The sequence below is a fragment of the Caballeronia udeis genome (assembly GCF_044909315.1).
GTDB classification, from domain to species: Bacteria; Pseudomonadota; Gammaproteobacteria; order Burkholderiales; family Burkholderiaceae; genus Caballeronia; species Caballeronia udeis_A.
The window spans coordinates 336,975-361,650 of record NZ_JBIYEB010000001.1; the positions used below are offsets into that span (position 1 = coordinate 336,975).

Annotated in this window: 22 protein-coding genes and 2 pseudogenes; 6 read left to right on the top strand and 18 right to left on the bottom strand. The window is 61.3% G+C overall.

What is annotated here, in order from left to right:
* Positions 1–3 precede the first annotated feature (3 nt).
* Entirely contained in the window at positions 4–765 is a 762-nt protein-coding gene (locus ABH944_RS01570) for an autotransporter strand-loop-strand O-heptosyltransferase (protein ID WP_404604065.1), read from the top strand.
* Here ABH944_RS01570 and ptsP read toward each other — a convergent pair.
* From ptsP to ABH944_RS01605, 7 genes are all read right to left on the bottom strand, one after another.
* Positions 753–2,513, bottom strand: a complete 1,761-nt coding sequence (gene ptsP / locus ABH944_RS01575; RefSeq protein ID WP_404604066.1) for a phosphoenolpyruvate--protein phosphotransferase — start codon at positions 2,511–2,513, stop codon at positions 753–755. The genes ABH944_RS01570 and ptsP overlap by 13 nt on opposite strands.
* Before the next feature lie 227 nt (positions 2,514–2,740).
* Positions 2,741–3,010, bottom strand: coding sequence for an HPr family phosphocarrier protein (locus ABH944_RS01580; RefSeq protein WP_062090111.1), 270 nt, complete (start codon positions 3,008–3,010; stop codon positions 2,741–2,743).
* Positions 3,011–3,122: 112 nt separating this feature from the next.
* The gene (locus tag ABH944_RS01585; RefSeq protein WP_062090122.1) at positions 3,123–3,626 is read right to left on the bottom strand and encodes a PTS sugar transporter subunit IIA; all 504 of its coding nucleotides are present in this window, start codon (positions 3,624–3,626) and stop codon (positions 3,123–3,125) included.
* A 355-nt stretch (positions 3,627–3,981) separates the two neighbouring features.
* Positions 3,982–4,938, bottom strand: a complete 957-nt coding sequence (gene gshB / locus ABH944_RS01590; protein ID WP_404604067.1) for a glutathione synthase — start codon at positions 4,936–4,938, stop codon at positions 3,982–3,984.
* A 150-nt stretch (positions 4,939–5,088) separates the two neighbouring features.
* Complete coding sequence (gene gshA, locus ABH944_RS01595; RefSeq protein WP_404604068.1) at positions 5,089–6,378, bottom strand: glutamate--cysteine ligase; 1,290 nt, start codon at positions 6,376–6,378, stop codon at positions 5,089–5,091.
* A gap of 289 nt (positions 6,379–6,667) precedes the next feature.
* Positions 6,668–8,146 carry an ammonium transporter gene (locus ABH944_RS01600; protein WP_404604069.1) on the bottom strand — a complete coding sequence of 493 codons (1,479 nt, stop codon included), beginning with the start codon at positions 8,144–8,146 and terminating at the stop codon, positions 6,668–6,670.
* A gap of 32 nt (positions 8,147–8,178) precedes the next feature.
* Entirely contained in the window at positions 8,179–8,517 is a 339-nt protein-coding gene (locus ABH944_RS01605; RefSeq protein ID WP_062091092.1) for a P-II family nitrogen regulator, read from the bottom strand.
* A gap of 464 nt (positions 8,518–8,981) precedes the next feature.
* Between ABH944_RS01605 and ABH944_RS01610 the strand changes: the two genes are divergently transcribed.
* The 3 genes and pseudogenes from ABH944_RS01610 to ABH944_RS01620 all read left to right on the top strand — a co-directional run.
* Positions 8,982–9,248 carry an accessory factor UbiK family protein gene (locus ABH944_RS01610; RefSeq protein ID WP_062091091.1) on the top strand — a complete coding sequence of 89 codons (267 nt, stop codon included), beginning with the start codon at positions 8,982–8,984 and terminating at the stop codon, positions 9,246–9,248.
* A gap of 103 nt (positions 9,249–9,351) precedes the next feature.
* Positions 9,352–9,912 (top strand): annotated as a pseudogene (locus tag ABH944_RS01615) (magnesium chelatase domain-containing protein); the annotation flags it as partial.
* Between the two features lie 57 nt (positions 9,913–9,969).
* Positions 9,970–10,876, top strand: a pseudogene (locus tag ABH944_RS01620) (YifB family Mg chelatase-like AAA ATPase); the annotation flags it as partial.
* Positions 10,877–11,263: 387 nt separating this feature from the next.
* Here the strand turns inward: ABH944_RS01620 and ABH944_RS01625 are convergent.
* Positions 11,264–11,878 (bottom strand): hypothetical protein, encoded by a 615-nt coding sequence (locus tag ABH944_RS01625; protein WP_404604070.1) that lies wholly within the window; start codon positions 11,876–11,878, stop codon positions 11,264–11,266.
* Positions 11,879–12,118: 240 nt separating this feature from the next.
* On the opposite strand from ABH944_RS01625, the gene ABH944_RS01630 reads away from it, so the two are divergent.
* Entirely contained in the window at positions 12,119–12,655 is a 537-nt protein-coding gene (locus ABH944_RS01630) for a peroxiredoxin family protein (protein ID WP_404604071.1), read from the top strand.
* Positions 12,656–12,765: 110 nt separating this feature from the next.
* On the opposite strand, the gene ABH944_RS01635 is transcribed toward ABH944_RS01630, so the two are convergent.
* From ABH944_RS01635 to ABH944_RS01660, 6 genes are all read right to left on the bottom strand, one after another.
* A complete protein-coding gene (locus ABH944_RS01635) occupies positions 12,766–14,106 on the bottom strand; it encodes a sigma-54-dependent transcriptional regulator (RefSeq protein WP_404604072.1) in 1,341 nt (446 codons plus the stop codon).
* Positions 14,107–14,262: 156 nt separating this feature from the next.
* Positions 14,263–16,287, bottom strand: coding sequence for a sensor histidine kinase (locus ABH944_RS01640; protein ID WP_404604073.1), 2,025 nt, complete (start codon positions 16,285–16,287; stop codon positions 14,263–14,265).
* Between the two features lie 66 nt (positions 16,288–16,353).
* Positions 16,354–17,661, bottom strand: coding sequence for a dicarboxylate/amino acid:cation symporter (locus ABH944_RS01645; protein ID WP_404604074.1), 1,308 nt, complete (start codon positions 17,659–17,661; stop codon positions 16,354–16,356).
* Between the two features lie 453 nt (positions 17,662–18,114).
* Positions 18,115–19,125 (bottom strand): lipoyl synthase, encoded by a 1,011-nt coding sequence (lipA, locus tag ABH944_RS01650; RefSeq protein ID WP_404604075.1) that lies wholly within the window; start codon positions 19,123–19,125, stop codon positions 18,115–18,117.
* Between the two features lie 13 nt (positions 19,126–19,138).
* On the bottom strand, positions 19,139–19,897 hold the full coding sequence (gene lipB / locus ABH944_RS01655) for a lipoyl(octanoyl) transferase LipB (protein ID WP_404604076.1): 759 nt from the start codon (positions 19,895–19,897) through the stop codon (positions 19,139–19,141).
* 155 nt (positions 19,898–20,052) lie between these two features.
* Entirely contained in the window at positions 20,053–20,379 is a 327-nt protein-coding gene (locus ABH944_RS01660) for a DUF2917 domain-containing protein (protein ID WP_097260680.1), read from the bottom strand.
* Positions 20,380–20,501: 122 nt separating this feature from the next.
* Here ABH944_RS01660 and ABH944_RS01665 point away from each other — a divergent pair, with 122 nt between their 5' ends.
* Entirely contained in the window at positions 20,502–21,482 is a 981-nt protein-coding gene (locus tag ABH944_RS01665; protein WP_404604077.1) for a transcriptional regulator GcvA, read from the top strand.
* Here the strand turns inward: ABH944_RS01665 and ABH944_RS01670 are convergent.
* The 4 genes from ABH944_RS01670 to ABH944_RS01685 all read right to left on the bottom strand — a co-directional run bounded on the left by ABH944_RS01670 (position 21,466) and on the right by ABH944_RS01685 (position 24,662).
* A complete protein-coding gene (locus ABH944_RS01670; protein WP_047895688.1) occupies positions 21,466–21,738 on the bottom strand; it encodes a DUF493 family protein in 273 nt (90 codons plus the stop codon). The two genes, ABH944_RS01665 and ABH944_RS01670, sit on opposite strands and share 17 nt — an antisense overlap.
* Before the next feature lie 100 nt (positions 21,739–21,838).
* Positions 21,839–23,050, bottom strand: a complete 1,212-nt coding sequence (locus tag ABH944_RS01675) for a D-alanyl-D-alanine carboxypeptidase family protein (protein WP_404604078.1) — start codon at positions 23,048–23,050, stop codon at positions 21,839–21,841.
* A 635-nt stretch (positions 23,051–23,685) separates the two neighbouring features.
* The gene (locus ABH944_RS01680) at positions 23,686–24,318 is read right to left on the bottom strand and encodes an alpha/beta hydrolase (protein WP_404604079.1); all 633 of its coding nucleotides are present in this window, start codon (positions 24,316–24,318) and stop codon (positions 23,686–23,688) included.
* Positions 24,319–24,329: 11 nt separating this feature from the next.
* Entirely contained in the window at positions 24,330–24,662 is a 333-nt protein-coding gene (locus tag ABH944_RS01685) for a (2Fe-2S) ferredoxin domain-containing protein (protein ID WP_404604080.1), read from the bottom strand.
* Positions 24,663–24,676: the final 14 nt, after the last annotated feature.

The window sequence follows — 24,676 nt, forward strand, 5'->3', positions numbered from 1 at the left end:
CATTTGCACATCGCGACAGGCGCCGAACTCGATAGCCAAAACGACGCGTACTACGCGACGTATTACCTCGGCCTGCTAAAGCCATTCTCCGAACGCGATCACCAGCCCACCGATCCGCGCGTGAGCAACATGCAGGACATGATGGCGTATCTGCTGGGCGTACCGTGCGAGGAACGCCGGCCGAACGTGGTGATCGCGGATAAAACGCGCACGATCGCTGAACGGTACGTATGCATCGCGACGCAATCCACGCCGCAATGCAAGTACTGGAACAATCCGCGCGGCTGGCCGACACTGATCGAGCATCTGAAGACGCTCGGCTACAGGGTGCTATGCATTGACCGCGACAAGCAATACGGCAACGCGGATTACATGAACTTCATGCCCGAAGGCGCCGAGGATTTCACCGGCAACCGGCCGTTGCAGGAACGCATGAGCCTGTTGCATCACGCGGATTTTTTTATCGGATTGGGAAGTGGGCTGTCGTGGCTCGCATGGGCCGCGGGCACGCCCGTGATCATGATCAGCGGCTTCTCGCATCCGTCGACCGAGTCCCGCACGCCGTATCGTGTGATCAATTTCCACGGCTGCAATAGCTGCTTTAACGACACCACGGCCGAATTCAATTCGGAGAATTTCGGGTGGTGCCCCCGCCGCTTCGACAAGCCGCAGCCGTTTCAATGCACGGCGGTGATCACCCCTGAATTCGTGATGCGCGTGGTCGATAAACTCATCGCCGAGCGCGGCCTTGCTCAGACTTTCTGAAGCACCGCCAGTGCGGCGAGCAACTCCGCCGGCTCATACGCAGCAAGCACGTCCGCGACCGGCTTTTGCAGCGCCTTCAAGTCCGCCCGCAAAATCTCCTGCTTGACCACCAGCAACTGGCTTGGGTGCATCGAAAATTCGGTGAGGCCCATGCCGAGCAGCAAGCGCGTAACAGACGGGTCCCCGGCCATTTCGCCGCACACGGAAACCGGAACGCCCGCGGCTTTGGCTTCCCGCAGCGTGAACGCGATCAGGTGCAAGACCGCGGGATGCAGCGGGTCGTAAAGATGCGCAACGGCGTTGTCCGCGCGATCGATCGCCAGCGTGTACTGGATCAGGTCGTTGGTCCCGATCGACAGGAAATCCAGCCGCTTGAGGAAGAGCCGCACGGCAATGGCCGCCGCCGGAATCTCGATCATCGCGCCGACCTGCACGTTGCGATCGTAGTCAATCCCCGCGTCGTCGAGCTGGCGCTTCGCTTCGTGAATCAGGTCGAGTGTCTGGTCGATTTCCTGCGCGTGCGCGAGCATGGGAATCAGGATCTTCGCCCGGCCGAATGCCGATGCCCGCAAGATAGCCCGCAATTGCGTCATGAACATCTGCGGCTCGGACAGACTCCAGCGGATTGCCCGCAAGCCCAGCGCCGGGTTCTGCGCGGTCTCGTAACCGTCGCCGCCGCTCATGGATTCAAGCGGCTTGTCCGCGCCTACATCGATCGTGCGAATAGTCACGGGCCGGCCGTGCATCAACTCGATCGCGCGCCGGTAGGCCGCAAACTGCTCTTCCTCTTCCGGCAGCTCGTCCTTGTGATTCATGAACAGGAACTCGCTGCGGAACAGGCCCACGCCCATTGCGCCCGCGTCGAGCGCCGTCTTGGCGTCGTCAGGTAATTCGATGTTCGCGCACAAGTCGATCTTCGTGCCGTCCAACGTTTGCGTCGGCGAGAACTTGAGGCGCTGCAGTTTGCGCTGCTCCAGCACCTTTTCGCTCTGCCGGTACGAATACTCTTCCAGCACGATAGGCGCCGGATCGACGATCACAATGCCATGATCCCCGTCTACGATGATCAGGTCGTTCTGCCGGATCAACGTACTCGCCTGCTGCACGCCGACCGATGCGGGAATACCGAGGCTGCGGGCCACGATCGCCGTGTGCGACGTGCGGCCCCCGAGATCCGTCACGAAACCCTTGAACGCCTGGGTCTTGAACTGCAGCATGTCGGCGGGCGCGATGTCGTGGGCGACCACGATCATGTCGTTGTGGCCGTTGGTCGCCGCGCCATCCACCACGAGCGTAGCCGCCGACGGTGCGCCGGCCAGCGCCTTCAGCACGCGCTCCACCACTTGTTGAATATCAGCCTTGCGCTCGCGCAGATATTCGTCTTCGATATCGTCGAAATGGCGACTCAGGATTTCAAGCTGCTCGGTCAGCGCCCATTCCACGTTATAGCGGCGCGTACGGACGAGATCGATGGTTTCGTGAACGAGCATGGCGTCGTTCAGGATCATGGAGTGGACGTTGATGAACGCACCCATTTCGCTGGGCGCGTCCGCGGCCAGATCATCGCGCAAAGCGTCCAGCTCGGCGTGCACCTGAGCTTGCGCTGCGTGAAAGCGTTCAATTTCACCGTCGATGCGATCCGGTTCTACCAGATAGTGATCGACATCGAGTGCGGCCGCCGCGATCAGATACGCGCGGCCGATGGCGATACCGCGCGAAACGGGAATTCCATGCAGCGTGAACGACACGCGCACCTCTCTCTAGTTATGGATGACTCACGGTTTTGTCGACCACCGGCTGGCGATTCGATCCGCGCACCATTATAAATTCGAACGTGTTTCAGCACTCTTTGCGGCGCAGCAAGTTTGTGTCACAAAACGACGCAGTTTGTTGCACGCTATGTCAGCGTCATGTCGACAGATACAAAAAAGCCGCGTCAATGCGCGGCTTTATGCGTGCTGCAGGCAGGACGACGTTATTGTCCTTCGCCAAATTTATCTGCGATGAGCGCGAGAATGGCCTTCATTGCTTCGGCTTCGTCGGAGCCTTCGGTTTCGATTGTCACCGTGCTGCCAATTCCCGCCGCGAGCATCATCACGCCCATGATGCTTTTCGCATTGATCCGGCGGCCGTTGCGGCTCATCCAGATCTCGCATTGAAAATTTCCCGCCAGTTGTGTGAGCTTGGCCGAAGCACGCGCGTGCAGCCCCAGCTTGTTCACGATAGTTGTTTCCTGTTGCAGCATGATGCTCCGGGCGCTAAATGAGAGGGCTGACGCGATGCAGCGTGATCAATGCTTTGTAACGGATTTTCCAACATGCCGCCAGCGGGGCAACTCAACTCAGCTCAGACGCAGCTCAGTGACTTGCCACCTTCGCGGGCATGCAGCTGGTCGCAGCGGCGCTGGCGGCGCAACTCGTAACGGCCGCAGCCGCGGCCGCGGCGGCGCTGGCCATTGCGCAAGGGTTGGCGGGCGTCGACGCATCGAGTTCCTGAATGCCCTTCGATCCGCCTTGCAGCGACTTTTCAGCCAGTGTGTCGAGCGGCGTGGTCCGGTAGCAAACCGCGCGCACGAGCATTGGCAGATTAACGCCGGCGAGCACGCGAACGCTGTTGCTTGCCAGGCTTTGCGCAATGTTCGCAGGCGTAGCGCCGAACACGTCCGTGAGGACGATCGCACCGTTTTCTTCCTTCAGACGGTCGATCTCTGAACGCGCAAACGCACGGACTTCGACGGGGTCGCAATCCGGCTTCACATCGATCACACCAATGCGTGCGGGCAAACCGCCGTAAATGTGGGTAATGCACTCACGCAACGCCGAAGCGAACGGAGCGTGCGCAATGATTAGAATGCCAGCCATGTCAGAGTGTGCTGCCCCAAAAGCGACGAGATACGTCGGAAATTGTGGGAACTTGCTGTTATATATGCCAATTGCGATGCCTGATACTGCAAAACGCACGCAAAACGCGACTGCGACATCGATCCGGGTGCGCAAACATCAACCAGCGCCAATACCTAAGCTTAGTCGGATTTCGCACGCTATGCGCAGCGTAATGTGCGCTGCAGCAAGTTTCCACTTTCAATTTCGGGGCCGGATCGCGCCACGAAACGAATCTCATGAGGGTGAGATTGTAACAGTCCGGGAGAATTCAACGGGCGGACCGTCCGCTTCGACAGCCGCCTCTAATTTCTTGCGTCCCCTTTCCTGCTCGCGGCTAAGAAGCCGCGCGTTCCAATGCATCAATGAACATGCCGGCGACATCGAAGCCCGTCTGGTCCATGATTTCACGGAAGCACGTCGGGCTCGTCACGTTCACTTCGGTCAGGTAGTCGCCAATAGCGTCCAGGCCGACCAGCAGCAAGCCGCGATCGAAAAGCGTTTGTCCCAGCGTTTCTGCGATTCGGCGATCGTTCTCGGTGAGCGGTTGCGCACGGCCCAATCCGCCTGCCGCCAGGTTGCCGCGCACTTCGTTGCCCTGCGGAATCCGTGCAAGCGAATACGGCACCGGTTGTCCGCCGATCAGCAAGATGCGTTTGTCGCCATCAGAGATTTGCGGGATGAATTTCTGCGCCATGACGCTGCGCGCGCCGTTGTCGCTCAGCATCTCCACGATCGTGCCGAGGTTCATGCCGTCAGCCTTCACGCGAAACACGCCCATGCCGCCCATGCCGTCGAGCGGCTTCAGGATCACGTCGCCGTGTTCAGCGTGGAAAGAGCGCAGACGCGCGGCGTCGCGGGTAACCAGCGTCGGCACGACGAACTGCGGCCATTCGCCGATTGCCAGCTTCTCCGAGTGATCGCGGATCGCGCTCGGCTTGTTGAAGACGCGTGCGCCCGTTCGCTCGGCCAGTTCCAGGAGCCACGTGGACGTGACATATTCCATGTCGAACGGCGGGTCTTTGCGCATCAGGACCGCACCGAAATGCTTGAGGTCGAGCAACTCCGGCGCGGCGGCTTCGTACCACGGCGAGCGCGCGGAATCGGCTTCGTCACCGACTATGGTCACGCGCTGAACCGTCCCTTCGACCTTGTCGCCGACCCACGCCAGGTGCTGCGGCTCGCATGCGTAGATGGTGTGTCCGCGACGTGCGGCTTCGGCCATCATCGCGTAGGTCGTGTCTTTGTAGATCTTGAAGTGATCGAGCGGATCGGCGATAAAAAGGATGTCCATAAGCGTCCAGAGCGGCCGTTCGGCCTTGGTTTATTCAATAAGCGGCGGCGGATAGCGGCCCGCAACAGGCGATTTTTAACACGTCGCGCGCGTTCTCGCCTGAAGTGCAAACGGCCGCAATTTCGTGCGGCCGTCGTCATGGGGTGAAGCTTAGACCTGAATGGCTTCGGGATCGGTCTTTTCCAGTTCAACCGACGCCGCGAGCAACCCCAGCCGCGCCACCACGCCATACATATAGAAGCGATTCGGCGGCGCGGCGCCCGGCTTCGCGTGGATGTCGGGCAACGCCGTGTGCTCGAAGCCCAGCGGCACGAAATGCATGCCTGGTGCGTTGAGATTCTGGTCGCGGTCACGGGAATCGTGCACACGATAAAACCCGCCGACCACATACCGGTCGATCATGTAGACCACCGGCTCGGCGACCGCATTTTCGACCCGCTCGAACGTATGCACGCCTTCCTGCACGATCACGTCGTGGACTTCGAGGCCATCTTTCGCGTCGTTCATCTTCACGCGTTCGCGTTTGGTCAGCGCAGCGACTTCCGACGCGTCGTGCACGGTCATGACACCTTTGCCGTACGTACCGGCATCGGCCTTGATCACGACGTACGGCTTCTCGCTGATCCCATACTCCCGATACTTCTTCGCAATCTTCTTCAATACGATGTCGATGGCATCCGCCAGCGCTTCCTCGCCGGTACGCGCTTCGTAATCCACACCTTCCACGTGCGCGAAATACGGGTTGATCATCCACGGATCGATCTCGACCAGCTTCGAGAACTTCTTCGCGATGTCGTCATAGCAGGCGAAGTGATTCGACTTACGGCGCACGGCCCAGCCGGCATGCAGCGGCGGCAGCAGGTACTGCTCGTGGAGATTTTCCAGCACGGGTGGAATGCCGCCGGACAAGTCGTTGTTCAGCAGGATCGAGCAGGGATCGAAGTTTTTCAGGCCCAGCCGGCGCGGCGTGCGCTCGAGCGGCTCAAGGACGATCTTCTGTCCGTCGGCGAGCGCGATGGTGACAGGCCCGTGGATGTTTTCGTCGAGCGTGCCGAAGCGGATATTCAACCCGGCCTGACGCATGATGGTGGCGAGCCGCGCGACGTTCTCGAGATAAAACGCGTTGCGCGTATGGCGCTCGGGGATCACGAGCAGGTTCTTCGCATCAGGGCAGATCTTTTCGATCGACGCCATCGCGGCCTGCACGGCGAGCGGCAGCACTTCCACCGGCAGGTTGTTGAAGCCGCCGGGGAACAGGTTGGTATCGACAGGAGCGAGCTTGAAACCGGCGTTGCGCAGGTCGACCGAGCAATAGAACGGCGGGGTATGTTCTTGCCACTCCAGCCGGAACCAGCGTTCGATGGACGGCGTCGCGTCGAGTATCTTCCGCTCGAGATCGAGCAAAGGGCCGTTTAGAGCCGTAACGAGGTGCGGAACCATTGATGACTCGCGGACTTAAGAGGAAAGATTGTAGAGCAAACGCCCCCCGTATTTGGGTATGAACTCCCTTTTCCCAAGCCTATTCACCCGGTTCGTGCCGCTGTTTGCACCAATCCCGCCAGCCAGAAACGCTTACCTCACACAAAAAAGGGGCAAAAAAATGCCCGCCGGTTTGGGGCGGGCAAAACGCTGCGCTTGTCTCGGAGCGGTGCTGAACCAGCCTGCGCTCAATCATGGGGACGCCGCCGCGGCCTCTCGCGCCGGGCATCGCCCCCATCAAAAAAACTTCTTATTCGACGTGTTCGCCATGCAGCGTCACATCGAGGCCTTCACGTTCCTCTTCTTCTGTGACACGCAGACCCATGACCATGTCGATAACCTTCAACAGGACGAAGCTGACCACGCCGCTGTAGACCAGGGTAGTGAGCACGCCCTTGGCTTGCAGCAGGACGCTGCCGTCCGCGCCGCCAATGTCCTTGACCGCGAAGATGCCGGTCAGGAGTGCGCCGAGAATACCGCCCACGCCGTGCACGCCGAACGCGTCGAGCGAATCGTCGTAGCCGAGCTTGGTCTTGAGCCACGTTGCCGACCAGAAGCAGACCACGCCAGCCGCAATACCAATCACGATGGCACCCGTCACGCCGACGAAACCCGAAGCCGGCGTAATGGCCACCAGGCCTGCAACCGCGCCCGAGATGATGCCGAGCACTGAAGGCTTACCCTTGGCCAGCCATTCCGCGAACATCCAGCCGAATGCGGCGAATGCGGTCGCGATCTGCGTGGTGAGCATCGCGAAACCGGCACGGCCGTCAGCGGCCACTGCCGAACCCGCGTTGAAGCCGAACCAGCCGACCCACAACATGGAAGCACCGATCAGCGAGAGCACGAGGTTGTGCGGCGCCATGACTTCACGGCCGTAACCGACCCGCTTGCCCAGCACCAGGCAGCACACCAGGCCCGCGATACCCGCGTTGATGTGAACCACCGTGCCGCCTGCGAAGTCGAGGATGCCTGCGGCCGACAACCAGCCCGTCGGTTCCCAGACCATGTGCGCGATCGGCGAGTAGACAATGATCGTCCACAAGCCCATGAACACCAGCATGGCGGAGAACTTCATGCGGTCGGCGAACGCGCCGGCGATCAGCGCCGGGGTGATGATCGCGAACGTCATCTGATAGACGAAGTAGACCGATTCCGGAATCGTCGGAGCCAGGTGGCTGACGGTCAGGGTGGTCGCCTTGTCGCCGTGGATGTAGTTCATGCCGTGCAGGAACACCCGCGAGAAACCACCGATGAACGCGTTACCCGGCGTGAACGCGAGGCTGTAGCCCACCACGGTCCAGAGGATCGTGACCAGGCAGCAGATCGCGAAGCTCTGCATCACGGTCGCGAGCACGTTCTTCTTGCGGACCATGCCCGCGTAGAAAAGCGCAAGCCCAGGGATCGTCATGAACAGCACGAGGGCGGTGGAAGTCAGCATCCAGGCGGTGTCGCCGGAATTGATCTTCGACGAATCAACAGAGAACGGTTCCGTCGGTGCGGCGGGTGCGGCCGCGGCATCGGATGCGCCGGAAGCCGGAGCGGCCGCCGCTGCTGCCGGCGCTGCCGCGCTGGCCGTATCTGGTGCGCTTGCAGGCGCCGCCGCAGTGGTGTCTGAAGCCGCGGCGGATGCAGCCGCTGGCGCGGATGCATCCTGCGCCATCACGGTGCCGACGCTGACTCCTAGCAGCGACCCCGCCATCAACAAGGACATCAATAATTTACGCATTCTTCTGTTTCCTCTTATCGCCGTGTCTTTTCTTAGAGAGCGTCCGCGCCGGTCTCACCGGTGCGAATGCGAATGACTTGTTCAATCTGGGTGACGAAAATCTTGCCGTCACCAATCTTGCCCGTGCGGGCCGCACGCTCGACCGCCTCGATCGCCTGGTCGACGATGTCGTCGGAAACCGCCGCTTCGATCTTCACTTTCGGCAGGAAATCGACCACGTATTCGGCGCCGCGATACAGCTCCGTGTGGCCCTTCTGGCGGCCGAAGCCTTTTACCTCGGTCACGGTAATACCCGAGACGCCAATAGCCGATAGCGCTTCGCGTGCTTCGTCGAGCTTGAACGGCTTGATGATTGCGGTAATGAGCTTCATGTATCCCTCGCTGTGGTGTCGAACAGAGTTGGCGCTTGAGCGCCTTAATCTGGTCCCATGCCTGATCCCTCGCTGCCTGATGTCCGTCGCGAGCGGCGTCTGATGCGCCACGCCGCATTGCCGACCGCCCGGAAAAGCGCGCACGGACAAGGCCCGGGGCACATATGCAACTCGTATGCCATGCGCGTGTCCTGGCCTGTCGAATTGCCTCCGAGGACCGGTATTGTGCGGACGTAGACCGGATGGCCAGCAACGCTTGCGTTCGCTGGCGCGCACCGTGGATCGTTGCTAGAGTGCTCGCAAGGTTCAAGCAGGCAGGGGTGTTCCACAGCGCAGGGGGTGCTGCGCCAAGCGTCTCGTGGTTCCGGCGGCACGTCAGAGTACGCACCAAAATGGATCATCCGGTTTGCCGGAGCACTGAGCTAACAATGAATGCACTTTTATGGTGCGCAAGAGGAAAACGTATGAAACAACCGAACGACGTATTCAATGACTTCCAGGCCAAGATGAGCGAGCTGCTCAAGAATTCGCCGGCAAAGGACATTGAACGAAATATGAAAGCCATGCTGTCCCAGGGTTTTTCGAAGCTAGACCTGGTGACGCGCGAAGAATTCGATACCCAGACGCAAGTGCTCGTGCGCACGCGCGCCCGGCTCGAGGAACTGGAGCAACGCGTCGCGCAACTGGAAGCGAAGCTGGGCGGCGGACCGTCGGCTAGCAACCAGGACTGAAGTCCTGATGTTCTAAAGCGTGTCATCGGCTAAGCGAGCCGTGATGTTGGATCATTAAGCCGATGGCTCGAATCAGCGAGGCAACGGCAGCGGGGAAAAAATCATGTCGCTTGCCGTGGTGCGCAGCCGCGCGCCCGCCCCTGGGCGCGCGCCCGAGGTGACCGTCGAGGTTCATCTCGCCAATGGATTACCTTCGTTTTCAATCGTCGGCCTGCCCGATCTCGAAGTTCGTGAAAGCCGCGAGCGGGTGCGCGCCGCACTCCAGAATTGTGGTTCCGATTTCCCCGTTCGCCGCACCGTCAATCTCGCTCCCGCCGACCTGCCGAAGGAATCCGGCCGCTTCGACCTGCCGATCGCATTGGGCATTCTTGCCGCGAGCGGCCAGATTCCCGCTGAGGCATTGCTGCATCGCGAATTCGCCGGGGAATTGTCATTGACCGGTGCGCTGCGTCCAATGCGTGGCGCATTTGCCATGGCCTGCGGCGCGGCGCGGCAGTACGCGGGAGCCGGGTCATCGCTGGACGGCGCAGCCATGCGCGATTCCGATCCTCGCATGCCCGAAATCTACCTGCCCCTGGGTAGCGCGGCGGAAGCGGCGCTGGTGCCGGGTATCGATGTATTCGGAGCCGCCGATCTGCCCGCTTTGTGTGCACACCTGAGCGGCTCGGTCGACGGTGCCTGACGCCCATTCGCGGCGCTGCGCCCGACTCTGCGCTGCGCAGGCGCGCGCCGGGCACTGGAGGTAGCGGCGGCGGGTGGACATCACCTGCTGATGGTCGGGCCGCCGGGCGCGGGCAAGTCCATGCTCGCCGCCCGGCGGCCCAGCCTTCTTCCGCCCATGACCGATGACGAAGCGTTGTCGTCAGCCGCCATTCTTTCCGCCAGCATGCTGGGATTCTCTCCCGCGCAGTGGCGCCAGCGACCGTTTCGCGCGCCCCATCATTCGTCGAGCTCCGTGGCGCTGGTAGGCGGACGCAATCCGCCGCAGCCCGGCGAGATCACGCTGGCTCATCTAGGCGTACTGTTCCTCGACGAACTGAATTCGACCGGAAAGTGCTGGAAACATTACGCGAACCGCTTGAGGCGGGGCGCATCACCATTTCACGCGCGGCGCATCAGGCGGACTTTCCGGCAGCGTGTCAATTGGTCGCAGCAATGAATCCCTGTCCGTGCGGCTGGCGCGGCGATCCGAACGGCCGCTGCCGATGCACACCGGACGTCGCCACCCGGCATCTGCGCAAGTTATCGGGGCCGCTGCTCGATCGCATCGACATCCAGATCGAATTGCCCGCGCTGTCGCCGGCGGAGTTGTCGGGGAGGAGTGCGTCGATTGGTGAAACGAGCGCAACCGTTGCGCGGCGCGTCGCAGACGCGCGCGACCGGCAACTTGAACGGCAGGGACGAATCGGGAACTGGACGGGCGCGAGGTGGACGCCGTCTGCCAGCTCGACGCCACCGGGGAAACGCTGCTTCGCGAAGCCGGAGAACGTTTCGGCTGGTCGGCACGGGCTTATTACCGCGTGTTGAGAGTGGCGCGCACGGTTGCCGATCTCGCTGCAGCCAATTCGCCAACGGCGACCCACCTCGCCGAAGCAATTCAGTATCGGCGGGCATTTTCGACCGCATAAACCACCACAGGAACGCCGGCGCCCGCAAAAAGAAAAATCGCCTGTCAAGACTTGACTTATGCACATTGCGTCGTTCTTGGTTTCTCTAACATCTGATCAAACACTTATTTTGGCAATGATCGGCAGCCCATTGATTTTATTGATTATTTTTGGCTGCACTGAATCAAGGCAAAGTAAGGAAAGCCGCGTCGGGCGGGCACTTGGCGAGGGTGCGGCGATGTTTTCCACAAAGTTATCCACAGCCTCTGTGGATAGTTTAAAAAACTGAGATAAATCCTAGTTTTAGCGGCAAATGCTTGTGCGATTTCTCATGCCCGAAACGTTTGCGAGATGTCGTTCGATTTGAGAAATATCCGCGAACGAATGGACTCACTTCAGGGCAAATACTTAAAAAAGTTTGAACGAGGAAAAAAACTGGTCGACTTGATCGGGCGGCGGCATCTTCGTCGAGACTATTGCAACTTGGTAGGCGTGGGTCCCTTTGGCGATAAAACGTGCCCGGATCTGACGGGTTTCGCTTTTCTGGCCATTGGGGCTTGTGCCGCGAACCACAATTTCCGAGCCGGACAAGCGGCCGCCTGCGGCCACTTCAATGTCAACCGGATGTGCGGCGGGTGCGGCGTTGAGATTGCGCGCGAGCCCCTGCTGGAGAAAATCGAGTGCCGCGCGCTGAGTCGCGAGGTCGGCATCCGGCAGGTCGACCGTACCGACGGCGAACACCGCGTCACCCGCCTCGGCCATCTGCATCCTCATATGCATCGGCTTCCCGGCGACGTCGATATCGCGGGCGTCGGAACGCGGCTTGGCCGGGAAGGTGACTTCGTAAGCGTCGTCGTTGTTCTGGATCGTGCGCCAGTCGTAGGCCGGCGTGCAGGCAAGCAGCGCCACGGTGGTGAACAGGAGTGCGGTGGTCGAAGCGGCCGATTTGAACAGTGTGCGCGGGTACAGCACGGCGGTACGAGAAAAATCGCGTTTCAAAGCACGTGGAAAAGATCTGATCATGGGAAAGCAGCGGGGAAAAACGTGATTATCCGCTGCCGGTGCTGAATACGTTGAAGGCACACGTTGACAGCAGGTTTCACTCGGGACAGCGCCCTGCCTTGCAAACGGCTCACAGCAAGCCGCACGCAGAACGCTTTCTCGAGATTGGGACTAAAATGCGGTCCAGGCTGGCGCTGTTGCGCGTTGTTGCAAATTTACCGGGTACGAACCCGTTACGAACCGAGCACGCTCGAGGTTTCCATGTCAGAAAATTCACAGGTTTCACCGGGGCGCAGCAAGAGCCCGCTGCGCTATATCTTGATGGCAGTGGTCGCAGGCGTGATCGCGTGCACCGGCTATTTCGCGTTCGGTGGCCAGCAACGTGTTCCGGATGCCACGTTCACGCTGCTGTCGGGGCAGAAAATCTCGACATCGACGGATCTCAAGGGCAAGGTCTACCTGATCAATTTCTGGGCGACCGACTGTGAAACCTGTATGAAAGAGATGCCGGCAATGGTCGACACGTACAACCGCTTCAAGGGCCGCGGCCTGGAATTCGTCGCCGTGGCAATGAAATACGACGCGCCCATGTACGTGACCAACTACGCGCAGACGCGCAACCTGCCGTTCAAGGTTGCCATGGATGACGGCAGCGCCGCGAAGCAGTTCGGCAATGTGCAATTGACGCCGACTACGTTTGTGGTGGACAAGGATGGCAAGATCCTGAAGCGTTACGTGGGCGAGCCGACGTTCTCGGAGCTCGACGCACTTCTCGACAAAGCGCTGAACGCAGCCTGAGGCAGCTTCGGCCTGACGCGGTACACGGTTAACAGCAAAATGCCCGCCGATTCATCGGTGGGCATTTTGCTTTTGGGGGCGGGAAGAATACGCAGAACACCAGACCTCGCCTAGCGCTCGACCTCCCCCTTCGCCGCGAGCCCATAGCGCTTGATCTTCTCGTAGAGCGTCGCCTTGCCGAGTTGCAGCCGGTCGGCTGCTGCAGCCACCACACCACCGCACTGCTCCAGCGCCTCCGCAATCACCGCGCGTTCGAACTGCTCCGTGCGCTCCTTGAGCGACTGTGTGGCGGCATCGAGGGGAACGCCGGTTTCATCGATGATTCCCAGCACCATCCGGTCGGCCGCGTTGCGCAGTTCGCGCGCATTGCCCGGCCAGTCGCGCTGCATCAGTTCGGCTCGCTGGCGATCGCTGAGCAGCGGCGCGGGGCGCTCGTATCGCACGGCGGCATCGAGCAAAAAGTGCTCGAACAGCGGCACCACGTCTTCGCGGCGCTCAGCCAGCGGCGGCAGCGTGATGGTCACCACGTTCAGCCGGTACATCAAGTCGCGCCGGAACGTACCCGCCGCAACGTGCTCCGCCATATCCCCCTTCACGGCCGCGATCACCCGGCAATTCGCGCGAATCGGCTGATTCGAGCCAAGCCGCTCCAGCACGCCGTCCTGCAGCACGCGCAGTAGTTTCACTTGCAGCGCGAGCGGCATGCTTTCGATCTCATCGAGGAACAGCGTGCCGCCCGACGCATGTTCGAGCTTGCCGATGCGGCGTTTCTGCGCACCGGTGAACGCACCGGCCTCGTAGCCGAACATCTCCGACTCGAACATCTGCTCGGGCAACGCGCCGCAATTCACCGCGATGAACGGTTTGTCCCGGCGCGGCGAGAGGTCATGCAGGCTCCGCGCGATCAGCTCCTTGCCCGCGCCGGTGTCGCCGTTGATCAGCACGGAGGCATCGGTGGGCGCGACGTTCGCAATCAGCTTGCGCACCTGTTCGATAGCCGGGCTGCGGCCAATGATTTTCGGCGCCACGCTGCTCTGGCCGGCTAGTTCACGCCGTAGCGCGCGGTTTTCGAGCACGAGCGTGCGACGCTCCAGCGCACGGCGAACCGCTTCGATCAAGCGCTCCGACGCGAACGGTTTCTCGATGAAATCGTAGGCACCGTCGCGCATGGCCTGGACCGCCATGGAGATGTCGCCGTGGCCTGTCACCAGGATGATCGGGACTTCAGGCGCCCGTTCGTGGCATTGGGCCAGAAGGTCGAGGCCGCTCGCGCCCGGCAGGCGGATGTCGCTCACGATCACGCCGGGGAAACTGGCGTCGATCAGGCGCGATGCGCCCTCCACGCTGCCGAATGCGGTTACGTCGAAGCCGGCGAGCTGGAGGCTTTGTACGCTTGCGCGGCGCACCAGTTCATCGTCTTCGATGAAGATCACCTGTAGGCCTGCGGTCATCGGTTTTTACTCCTGCGGGGTATTGCGGGGTATTGCTGTGTGTTGCCTGTTTTCAGCGCGAACTGCTGCGGATCGCTCGAACCGCTGTGGTCCGCTACGTATCCCGCATTTTCTCAGCATATGGAGCGTACTGCTGCAGCGCCGCTCACGCTCTTGTCACGCGCGATGCAGCGTAATCACGAATTCTGCGCCGTGCGAACGATCCGCATCCGCCTGCGTGCCGCCCTCGGGCCCATCCACTTCCATCTGCGGGATCAGATTGCGGGCGACCAGCGTGCCGCCATAGTCCCGCGCAATAGCCGATGAAATCGCCAACCCCAGGCCCAGTCCGTGGCCCATTTCCTTCGTCGTGAAAAACGGCTCGAACAGGCGCGGCAGGACATCGGACGGGATGCCCGGCCCGTTGTCCCGGACCACGATATCGACGGTCATTTCGTGCCTCACCAACTCGATCTCGATACGAGGCACATCGCACGCGACCACGGCATCCAGCGCATTGCCAATCAGGTTGATCAGGATCTGCTCGAGCCGCAAATCCTCGCAGCGCACATACAGCGGCGGCGGACTGGAGTCGGCGCGTTCGTTGGCATCGAAGGCGAGCACCACGTTTTTCATGCGCGGCTGCAACATCGCGAGCACGTTGCGCAACGCGCGGCCGACATCGGTGCGCGCGTTTTTCGGGCGGGCCTTCGCCACGAACAACTTCAACTGATTCGTGATCTTTCCCATCCGCTCGGTCAGCGCGGCAATTGCCTCGAGGTTCTCATGGGCCGCCACGTGATCGCCGCGTTCGATCAGCACGCGGGTGTTGTCGGAGAAACTGCGTAACGCGGCGAGCGGCTGGTTCAGCTCATGCGTAATGCCCGCCGCCATCTGACCGAGCGCGGCGAGTTTGCTCGCCTGGATCAGCTCGCCGTGCGCGGCGCGCAAGTCCTGTTCGGCCCGCGTGCGCTCGCTCACCTCCTTGGTGAGCAACGCATTCGCCTCCGATAAATCCGCCGTGCGCTCCGCGACGCGCTCGTTCAGCTCGGCATAGGCGGTCTGCAACAGCGCGCGGCTGCGGATCATTTCCCGCACACGGGCACGCCGCATACGCCAGTAAAACGCGAGCAGACACAGCGATACGAACAGCAGCGCCGTCACGATCGTCGCGCTCCACGCGGCATCGACCGCCGGATCGAGAGACACCATCGTCATCAAGTGCCAGTCGGGCTCGCCCAGTGCGCGCTGCGTAGCGAGAAAACTCGGCGCGTCGCGCCCGCCTCCCACGCGCACGATCTGCGCACCGCCCTCGAGCGTACGCACGATGGTGATCGGCAGTGCGGTGATCGGATGCTGCGCGTACTGCCGCGCGGAATACACCGACGCCTCGATATCCTTCGGCAACGGCCGAAGCGTGTGATATTTCCACGCCGGCACCGACGACAGGAAGATCACGCCGTGATCGTCGGTCACGAGCAGCGGCTCAGAGGCATCGGCGCCTTGCAGCCATTCGAGGTTCAGCTTGACCACCGCCACGCCGATAATGTCGCGCGTTCCCTCTTTGAATACCGGCTGCGAGATGAAATAACCTGGCTCGCGCGAGATGGTGCCGAGCCCGAAAAAGCGGCCGGTGCCGCCTTTGACGGCATCGACGAAATACGGCCGGAACAGATACTCCGCGCCGACGAAACTATCCGGGCCGTCCCAGTTGCTCGCCGCCACGCAGCGCCCGTTCGCCTGGATGATGTATGTTGCCGTGGCACGCGCGTGCGTGTTCAGGTCAGCGAGATATCGGTCTGCTCGTGCAGCGAATTGCGGGTTCGGATCGGCGAGGACTTCCTGCACGAACGGATGGCGCGAGAGCAGATAAGGCAGATATTCGTAACGGTCGAGCGTGCTTTTCAGCTCGGCCGTTGTGCGGTCGACACGTGCCGCCGCGTTTTGACGCAACGCGTCGAGGCCACGTTGCCACGCGATGCTCCACGTAAGCGCGCATACGCCGGCGAGCGCCGCGAAAAGAAGCAGGAATACGACCAAACGCCGCGTCACGTGAACGGGTTCCAGACGATGGGGACCCCCGATTGTGGCACGCGCCGCTTCGAACGAGGCTTCCGTCGACGCCTTCGCCGATGCACTCGCCGCCCCCGTCGTAAACGGACGCGGCGAAGCATCCGCAACGGAATGCTTCGCCGCTGTCATTGCTGTTGATTCCCTTTCGCGTGCACGTCGGTAAGCAGCACCTGGATTAGCCGCTGCTTCGCCCGATCACGACACGGTTTCGGCTTCGGTATCCACCGCGCCGTGCTTGAGCTGGTCGCGCAGCTTGTTGCGATCCAGTTCCTTTTCCCATGCCGACACAACTACCGTCGCCACGCCGTTGCCCACGATGTTCGTCAGCGCACGGCACTCGCTCATGAAGCGGTCGATGCCAAGGATCAGCACCATGCCCGAGAGCGGAATGGTCGGCACGACAGCGAGCGTTGCAGCCAGCGTGATGAACCCCGCGCCGGTCACGCCACTTGCGCCCTTCGACGTGAGCATGGTCACCGCGAGCAGCGTCAGTTGCTGCATCCACGTGAGGTCCGTGTTCGTCGCCTGGGCGATGAACAGCACGGCCATCGTCATGTAGATGTTGGTGCCGTCGAGGTTGAACGAATAACCGGTCGGCACCACGAGGCCGACGACCGAGCGCGAGCAGCCGAGCTTTTCAAGCTTGAGCATCAGTTGCGGCAAGGCAGCTTCCGACGAGCTCGTGCCCAGCACGATCAGCATTTCTTCCTTGATATATGCGACGAAGCGGAAGATGTTGAAGCCCACCATGCGTGCAATCGCGCCCAGCACGACGACCACGAACACGATCGACGTCAGGTAGAACGTGCCGATCAGCTTGAGCATGGGGATCAGCGAGCCGATGCCGTACTTGCCGATCGTGAACGCCATTGCCCCGAACGCACCGATCGGGGCGAGCTTGGTGATGATGCGCACGATGCCGAACAGGATGTGGGACAGCCCTTCGATAAACCCGGTCACCACGCGGCCCTTCTCGCCAGCCGTGGCCAGCACCGCGCCGAACAGCAGCGCGACCAACAGGATCTGCAGGATTTCGCCTTGCGCGAACGCCGACGAGATCGTGTCCGGGATGATATGCATCAGGAAGTCGGTGGTCGTCTGGCCGTGCGCCTTGGCGGCGTAGGAGGCAACCGCCTTGGCGTCGAGGGTGGCCGGATCGATGTTGAAGCCCACGCCCGGTTTCAGGATATGCGTGGCGGCGAGGCCGAGCACGAGCGCAAACGTCGAGACGATTTCGAAGTAGAGCAGCGCCTTGCCGCCCACGCGCCCCACCTTCTTCATGTCTTCCATCCCGGCAATGCCGGTCACCACCGTACAGAAGATGATCGGGCCGATCACCATCTTGATGAGCTTGATGAACCCATCGCCGAGCGGCTTCATCTCGGTGGCGAGCGCGGGGTAGAAGTGCCCGAGCGCAATGCCGATGGCAATCGCCAGCAGCACCTGCACGTAGAGGACTTTATAAAAGGGTTTCTTCACGGTTGTCACAGTTGTTCCGGGCATGGTCGGCGAGTAGCAAAGGGGTGAGACAAAAACGCGCCGGCGCTAGGCTGCGGCGATGCGCGTCTGGCGGTCGGCAAAATCAGGTGAAGCTGAATGGGATGGGTTGCATCGAATCGTCTCCCTGTCTTTTTTTGTGGCCTGTGCGGCCGCCCTTCATATTGCAAGGTCGATGCCAGTTTTTGACTCGCCTTGTACGTTGATTTTTAAGGGTTTTTTGTTGACTGGACGCCGTGAAAATCCGTGTTTCCGGAATTCGGGAATTGGACCGTCCGACCATCCGGACGGCATTCGGGTTATCCCTGAGCCGCTTTATCTACGGGCTTTCCCGAGGTTTTGGGACCATTGGGACGGGGTTCGGCAAAGGCGCTCGTTCCGGGCAATCAGAGGGGTTCCAAAACGAAAAAACCCACGTTTCCGCGGGTTTTTTTCGTAGCAGCCAAGTCAGCGGAAGGCTTACATCGCGCCAACCAGACCTGCGTCGTGAGCTTGTTGATCCGCGTGATAACTCGACCGCACCATGGCGCCGACAGCCGCGTGCGTGAAGCCCATCTTGTACGCTTCTTCCTCGTACATCTTGAACGTGTCCGGATGGACGTACGAACGCACCGGGAGATGGTGTTCGGAGGGCTGGAGGTACTGGCCGATCGTCAGCATGTCGACGTTGTGCGCGCGCAGGTCGCGCATGACCTGAAGAATTTCTTCTTCCGTTTCGCCCAGGCCGACCATCAGGCCGGACTTGGTCGCCACTTCCGGATGCAGCGCCTTGAAGTCCTTCAGCAGTTTCAGCGAATGCGCGTAGTCGGAACCCGGACGCGCTTCCTTGTACAGGCGCGGCACCGTTTCAAGGTTATGGTTCATCACGTCCGGCGGCGCGGCGGTCAGGATACCGATCGCGCGGTCCAGACGGCCGCGGAAGTCCGGCGTCAGGATTTCGATGCGCGTCATGGGCGAATGCTCACGCACCTGGCGGATACATTCCACGAAATGCGCTGCGCCGCCGTCACGCAGGTCGTCGCGGTCCACGCTCGTGATCACCACGTACTTGAGCTTCAGCGCGCCGATCGTGCGGGCGAGGTTCAGCGGTTCGTCGGCATCGAGCGGATCGGGGCGGCCGTGACCCACGTCGCAAAACGGGCAGCGACGCGTGCATTTGTCGCCCATGATCATGAAGGTCGCGGTGCCCTTGCCGAAACATTCACCAATGTTCGGGCAGCTTGCTTCTTCACAGACCGTATGCAGATTGTGTTCGCGCAGGATCTGCTTGATCTCGGTGAAACGCGAACTTCCCGTCGCGGCCTTCACGCGGATCCATTCCGGCTTTTTCAGCTTTTCGATCGGGATGATCTTGATCGGGATGCGCGCCGTCTTCGCTTGCGCTTTTTGCTTGGCGGTGGCGTCGTAGGGTGCGGCAGCGGGCGTCAATGCGTCAGTACTGCCAGCCAGATTTCCGGTTACGTCAGTCATTCGGTCGGTCCATTCAGACGGCCACGCCGTTCTGCGGTTGGGCGGCGGTCGCGCGATGGCCGCCGATATGGTGAGTGAGGTTTTCAGCCAGCGTTTGAGCCACGTTGTTCCAGTCTGCTGCCACGCCGAGTGTTGCCATGTCGACGGTTTCCAGTCCGGCGTAGCCGCACGGGTTGATCGCGAGGAACGGTTGCAAGTCCATTTTCACGTTGAGACTCACGCCGTGATAACTGCAGCCGTTGCGAATTTTCAGCCCGAGCGCTGCGATTTTTGCGCCCGCGTGGGCAAGCTGCAACGGCGTTGGCGCGACGTAGATGCCCGGCGCGCGCTCCTTGCGCTCTGTTGCGAGATTATACGATGCAAGCGTTTCGATCACGCCGGCCTCGATTCGCCGCACGAGTTCGCGCACCATCAGCTTGCGGCGGCGCAGGTCGAGCAGCAGGTACGCGACGACTTGTCCGGGGCCGTGATAAGTGATCTGGCCGCCGCGATCGACCTTGACGAGCGGAATGTTGCTGTTGGGGTTGAGCAGATGCGCGGGGTCGCCGGCCAGTCCCAGGGTGAAAACGGGTGGATGCTCGACGAGCCAGATTTCGTCCGTAGTCTCGGGCGTGCGCGTTTCCGTGAAGGCGCGCATGGCGTCAAAGCTTTCTGTGTAGGGCTCGAGGCCGCGCCAGCGGAAAATGACCGCGGGGGCCAAGGCGCCAGGGACCGCGCAATCCGCGCTATCTATTGACGCTGAGGGGGAAGTTATTACCGGCTGGGCGGACATAGTTCCGCTAGTTTACCGAAGTTCGGTCTCCCACGCCGGAGAGGGTACTTGTGCCAGTGGATCGGGGAATGACTGACGCCGGCGGGTTGGGGAGCGGGATCGCCGGCGATGACCCCGCCCCCTTCACACACGAGTGCTAACGAACAATAACGCTCTTAAACCGTCCTCCACCCCGACCTGAACCGACCGGCCAGCTTCTCGAAATTGCGCGCCAGCCATCCAATCGCCCGCTGATCCGGCCGCGGCGCCAACGTGAACACTACTTGTGCCGTGTGGCCCTTTTCCGTACTCAGCCACAGGCGCTCACGCTCACGCAGCTTCAGGCAATCGCCCGGCACAAGCCAGTAATCTTCCGTATCGTTGCTACGTGTAGCCCACACCGGCGCACCCTGAACGACCAACCGGACGCTGCGGCCAATCTTCATCGGCACAGTCTCACCATCGTTGATCTCAAACATGATGCTTGTGGATATTTCTCGCATGACAGCCTCCGCCAAAATTCGTATCGATGGCTAAAGCTTAGGCTCAGCATACGTTTCAGCAAAACGAGCAATTTTCTTCCGTTTGTGAGATAAATTCACATACGCAACCCGAGAGAACGCCCGTGGACCTCCGACAACTCCCCGCCCTTAACGCGCTGCGCGCCTTCGAAGCCGCCGCGCGCCACGAAAGCTTTTCACGCGCCGCCGACGAACTCTTCGTCACCCACGGCGCCGTCAGCCACCAGATTCGCGCGCTCGAAGCCGATCTCGGCGTCACGCTATTCGCTCGCGACGGCAAACGCGTCCGTCTGTCGGACATCGGCCGCCAATACGCCACCGAGGTTCGTGCGACGCTCTCCGCCCTCGCCGAAGCCACGCGCCGCCTGCGTTCAGGGGAGCGGGACCGGCGGCTGGTGGTGTCGATGCTCTCGTCGTTTTCAGCGCGGTGGGTGACGCCGCGGATTGGCGGGTTTATCGAGGAGCATCCGGAGATCAACCTGGAGTTGCTCTCCACCAACACACTGACCGATTTCACCCGCGACGACGTGGACGTCGCCATCCGTTTCAGCAGCCTGGGCAAATACGCCGGACTGCACGCGGAAGAATTGCTCGATGAAGTGTTTTTCCCGGCGTGCTCGCCGAACTTCAACGGCGGCAAGCTGCCGCGCACGCCAGCCGACATGGCCGATGTGCCGCTGCTGCGCTCGCATGACGAGCTCTGGAAACCCTGGTTCGATGCAGCCGGACTCGTGGACCTTCCTGAGCCCAAGCGCGGCGTTTTATACGAGGATTCGTCGAATTTGCTGCAGGCGGCCATTCAAGGCCAGGGGATCGCACTCGTGCGCCGGTCGCTTGCCATGCATGAAATCGTGGCGGGCCGGCTGGTGAGGCTGTTCAATGTGGATGGGCCGAGCCCGTGGAACTACTACTTTGTGTGCCCGCCCGCGTTGCTGGGGACGCAACGCGTGCAGGTCTTTCGCACTTGGCTCTTCGATGAAATCGCCCGCTTCAAGCAGCTCTACGAGTGCACGCCGGCGGCCTGCGATGCGCCTATGAAGTCACCGATGACCACGCCTGAACTCCGGCTCAAAGCACCACTTTGACCATCGGGTGGCCGGTCAGCGCACGATAGATATCGTCGAGATGCGCCCGGCTCTGCGCCCGTACGGTGACGGTCAGGCCGGTGTATTTGCCGCCCGACGACGGGCGCGTTTCAATGCGCTCGATGTCGAACTGGTCATCGAATTCGCGGATCACGGTCACGACGGCATCGCGGAATTCCGGATGCGTCGCGCCCATCACCTTGATCGGAAAATCGCAGGGGAAATCAAACAGGGCGTCGATATCGGGTGAGCTCATGGTGTTCTCCAGCACAGGACGCCCGGTCCACCCGGGCGTCGTACAGCAGGCATAGATGGAGCCGGATCACCTGAATCCAACTGCCGCCCTGCCTTGCCGCTTACTTCCTCTTTTGCCACATCATCAGCAGCGAGTCCCACGTCCGGCCGACAAAACCGGCTTGCGGCACGTCCTGCAGCGCGACCAGCGGAAACTGTGCAACTTCCTTGCCGTCCGCCATCATCTTCACCGTGCCGACCTCCTGACCCTTCTTGATCGGCGCGACGATGGTGTCGTTGTGCGTGACGGTCGGCTTCACCTTGTCGCCCATGCCCTTCGGCACGGTGATGTACTGATCCGTCTCCACACCCGCCTGCACCAAGTTCGTGGTGCCCTTGTAAACACGCGGCGACTCAATCACCTGACCGGCCTTGTACAGGCGCAATGCGTCATAGGCCGTATAGCCGTAGTTCAGCATCTTCAGGCTGTCCTGCACCCGGTTATGCTCTTTCGGCTCGCCCATCATGACGGCGACCAGGCGGCGGCTGGCGTCGGGTACGCCGTCCAGCGGACGTTTCGCCGTGGCGATCAGGCAATAACCGGCGGCCTGCGTGTGGCCGGTCTTCAAGCCGTCGACGGTGGAATCGATCCACAGCAGGCGGTTGCGGTTCGGCTGCTTGATCTTGTTATAGGTGAAATCCTTCACCGAGAAGATGCTGTAGTACTCGGGGAAATCGCGGATCAGGCGCGCGGACAGCACGGCCAGATCGCCCGCCGTGGTGTAGTGCTGCGGGTCGGGCATGCCGTTGACATCGGCGAAATGGGTATTCTTCATACCGATCTGCTTGGCCGCCGCGTTCATCAGCGAGACGAAGTTCGACTCGCTGCCGCCCACCAGTTCCGCCAGCGCAATAGCCGCGTCATTACCCGACTGGATGATCATGCCGTACACCAGGTCGTGCACGGTCACCGGCTTGTTCGCCTCGATGAACATGCGCGACTCGTCGGTGCCCACGCGGCGCACGGCCTCGCTCGGCATGACGGTCTGATCCATGTTGATCTTCTTCGACTTGAGCGCGTCGAAGACGAGATAAGCGGTCATCAGCTTGGTCAGCGACGCCGGCTCCGAGCGCTCGTCCGGGTTGCCGGAAGCGAGCACCTGGTTGCTGGTTGCATCGACGAGAACCCACGAGCGCGCGGTGACATCGGGCGGCGGCACTTGCGCAAATGCGCTCGCCGCGACAAGCGTCGCAGGCAGGACAATGGCGGCAGTGACAGCGCGGTGAATGGAGGAAGGAGCGACGAAGGACAAGCTCGAAGGGGAAAAGCGCATAGGTTCGGATCGGCAGAAAAAACATCGGCGAGTCAGGCGTTCCCTTCAAGGAAACACGCAACGCGCGGGTTGTACAGGCGGAGGGTCAGTCCAGTAGAGCGCTTGGGTGATGACGCCGTTGGACGTCGCGCAAAAAGCGATTAATTGGACTCGCCAGGACCGCCCGGGTTGCATCGGCTTACGTTTGACGGCTTCTTGATCGCGTTCGAACCACCGCTGAATGGCGGACAGTTTTAAACCACGGCATAAGGCGCGCAACACAGTAAAACCCAAGACAAACCCAACGCAGTCCGGTCGGATCCTTAATCCGCCGGCGCGGCATAAAACGCTCGCTGGACTGACCTCCGCGCGCTTCGATACTCGGGCGGCGCATGGGCTTTGCGTGCCCGCAAGACTCAATGCCGGACACGTGCCGCATGCGCTACGGCGAGCGCTGAACCGACAGGCGGTCGCGCAAAAGTCTGCGCCATTATACGCGTGCGCCAAACCGCTTTTGCCGCGAAAGTGGCTTGATGTGCCGGGGATTCGTGAATGAGGGGATAAAAACGGCAGCGGCGCAAAGCCTTTGAAAGCCTTGCGCCGCGCGTTTATTCAACAGAGGGTTTGTATCGGTGAAGCGAGAAACCGGAACGAACTCAACGCCATGCGTCGACGATAATCTTCTTCAGCACGTGCAGCTTGCGATGAAAGAAATGCTCGCCGCCGGGAATCACGACCACGGGTAATTCCTGTGGCCGCGCCCAATCGTAAACAGAGCCAATGGGTACGGTCTCGTCCACTTCACCGTGGATCACGAGCGTGTTGTCCGGTACTTCGGCAACCTGCCAGTTACTCGCCGCCGTGCCCGCGAATACCATCCGCTCAATGGCCTCGCCTGACTCGCGCAGATGCTTCGCCACATGCGACATCACGAAGGTGCCGAACGAGAAGCCGGCGAGCACCAGGGGGACATCAGCCTGCCCCGGTTGCGCTCGCATGTGCGCGACCACGGCCAGCAAGTCGTCACGTTCGCCCGTGCCGTTGTCGTGCTCGCCTTGCGTTTCACCCACGCCCCGGAAGTTCGAGCGATACGTGATGTACCCAAGTTGCACGAGCGTGCGCGCGAGAGTCTGCGCCACCTTGTTGTCCATCGTCCCGCCGTACAGCGGGTGCGGGTGAGCGACCAGCGCAATGCCCCGGGCGGGCGCACCGTCTGCGGGACGATCCAGCGCAACCTCAATCTTGCCCACCGGCCCGTCGATCAGAAACCTGTCGGTCTGTGCGTTCATTGCGTGAGCCCTCAGGCGACGGGCTGATCGATCAGCAAACGCTCGACGATCTTGCCGTTCACCAGATGCGAATCGACGATTTCATCGATATCCGCTTCATCCACATACGTGTACCAGGTCCCTTCGGGATACACGACCACGACTGGCCCCAGTTCGCAGCGCTCAAGGCAACCGGCCTTGTTGATGCGCACCTTGCCGTCGCCAGCGAGCCCGAGCTGTTTTACGCGCTTCTTGGCGTACTCCTGCATGGCCTGGGCATTGCAATTCGCGCAACTCGGACGCGCAGCGTCGGGGTCGCGCTGGTTGAGGCAGAAGAACACGTGATATTTGTAGAACGGGTCCATGGGCTTGGCCGGAA

Excerpts from the sequence above, each read along its gene's own strand:
- ABH944_RS01600 (WP_404604069.1), bottom strand. The coding sequence starts at position 8,146 with ATGCGTAAATTATTGATGTCCTTGTTGATGGCGGGGTCGCTGCTAGGA.
- ABH944_RS01640 (WP_404604073.1), bottom strand. The coding sequence starts at position 16,287 with ATGACAGCGGCGAAGCATTCCGTTGCGGATGCTTCGCCGCGTCCGTTT.
- ABH944_RS01605 (WP_062091092.1), bottom strand. The coding sequence starts at position 8,517 with ATGAAGCTCATTACCGCAATCATCAAGCCGTTCAAGCTCGACGAAGCA.
- ABH944_RS01660 (WP_097260680.1), bottom strand. The coding sequence starts at position 20,379 with ATGCGAGAAATATCCACAAGCATCATGTTTGAGATCAACGATGGTGAG.
- ABH944_RS01680 (WP_404604079.1), bottom strand. The coding sequence starts at position 24,318 with ATGAACGCACAGACCGACAGGTTTCTGATCGACGGGCCGGTGGGCAAG.
- ABH944_RS01685 (WP_404604080.1), bottom strand. The coding sequence starts at position 24,662 with ATGGACCCGTTCTACAAATATCACGTGTTCTTCTGCCTCAACCAGCGC.
- gshA (WP_404604068.1), bottom strand. The coding sequence starts at position 6,378 with ATGGTTCCGCACCTCGTTACGGCTCTAAACGGCCCTTTGCTCGATCTC.
- ABH944_RS01625 (WP_404604070.1), bottom strand. The coding sequence starts at position 11,878 with ATGATCAGATCTTTTCCACGTGCTTTGAAACGCGATTTTTCTCGTACC.
- ABH944_RS01630 (WP_404604071.1), top strand. The coding sequence starts at position 12,119 with ATGTCAGAAAATTCACAGGTTTCACCGGGGCGCAGCAAGAGCCCGCTG.
- lipA (WP_404604075.1), bottom strand. The coding sequence starts at position 19,125 with ATGACTGACGTAACCGGAAATCTGGCTGGCAGTACTGACGCATTGACG.
- ABH944_RS01585 (WP_062090122.1), bottom strand. The coding sequence starts at position 3,626 with ATGGCTGGCATTCTAATCATTGCGCACGCTCCGTTCGCTTCGGCGTTG.
- ABH944_RS01645 (WP_404604074.1), bottom strand. The coding sequence starts at position 17,661 with ATGCCCGGAACAACTGTGACAACCGTGAAGAAACCCTTTTATAAAGTC.
- ABH944_RS01610 (WP_062091091.1), top strand. The coding sequence starts at position 8,982 with ATGAAACAACCGAACGACGTATTCAATGACTTCCAGGCCAAGATGAGC.
- ABH944_RS01580 (WP_062090111.1), bottom strand. The coding sequence starts at position 3,010 with ATGCTGCAACAGGAAACAACTATCGTGAACAAGCTGGGGCTGCACGCG.
- gshB (WP_404604067.1), bottom strand. The coding sequence starts at position 4,938 with ATGGACATCCTTTTTATCGCCGATCCGCTCGATCACTTCAAGATCTAC.
- ABH944_RS01635 (WP_404604072.1), bottom strand. The coding sequence starts at position 14,106 with ATGACCGCAGGCCTACAGGTGATCTTCATCGAAGACGATGAACTGGTG.
- ABH944_RS01670 (WP_047895688.1), bottom strand. The coding sequence starts at position 21,738 with ATGAGCTCACCCGATATCGACGCCCTGTTTGATTTCCCCTGCGATTTT.
- lipB (WP_404604076.1), bottom strand. The coding sequence starts at position 19,897 with ATGTCCGCCCAGCCGGTAATAACTTCCCCCTCAGCGTCAATAGATAGC.
- ABH944_RS01675 (WP_404604078.1), bottom strand. The coding sequence starts at position 23,050 with ATGCGCTTTTCCCCTTCGAGCTTGTCCTTCGTCGCTCCTTCCTCCATT.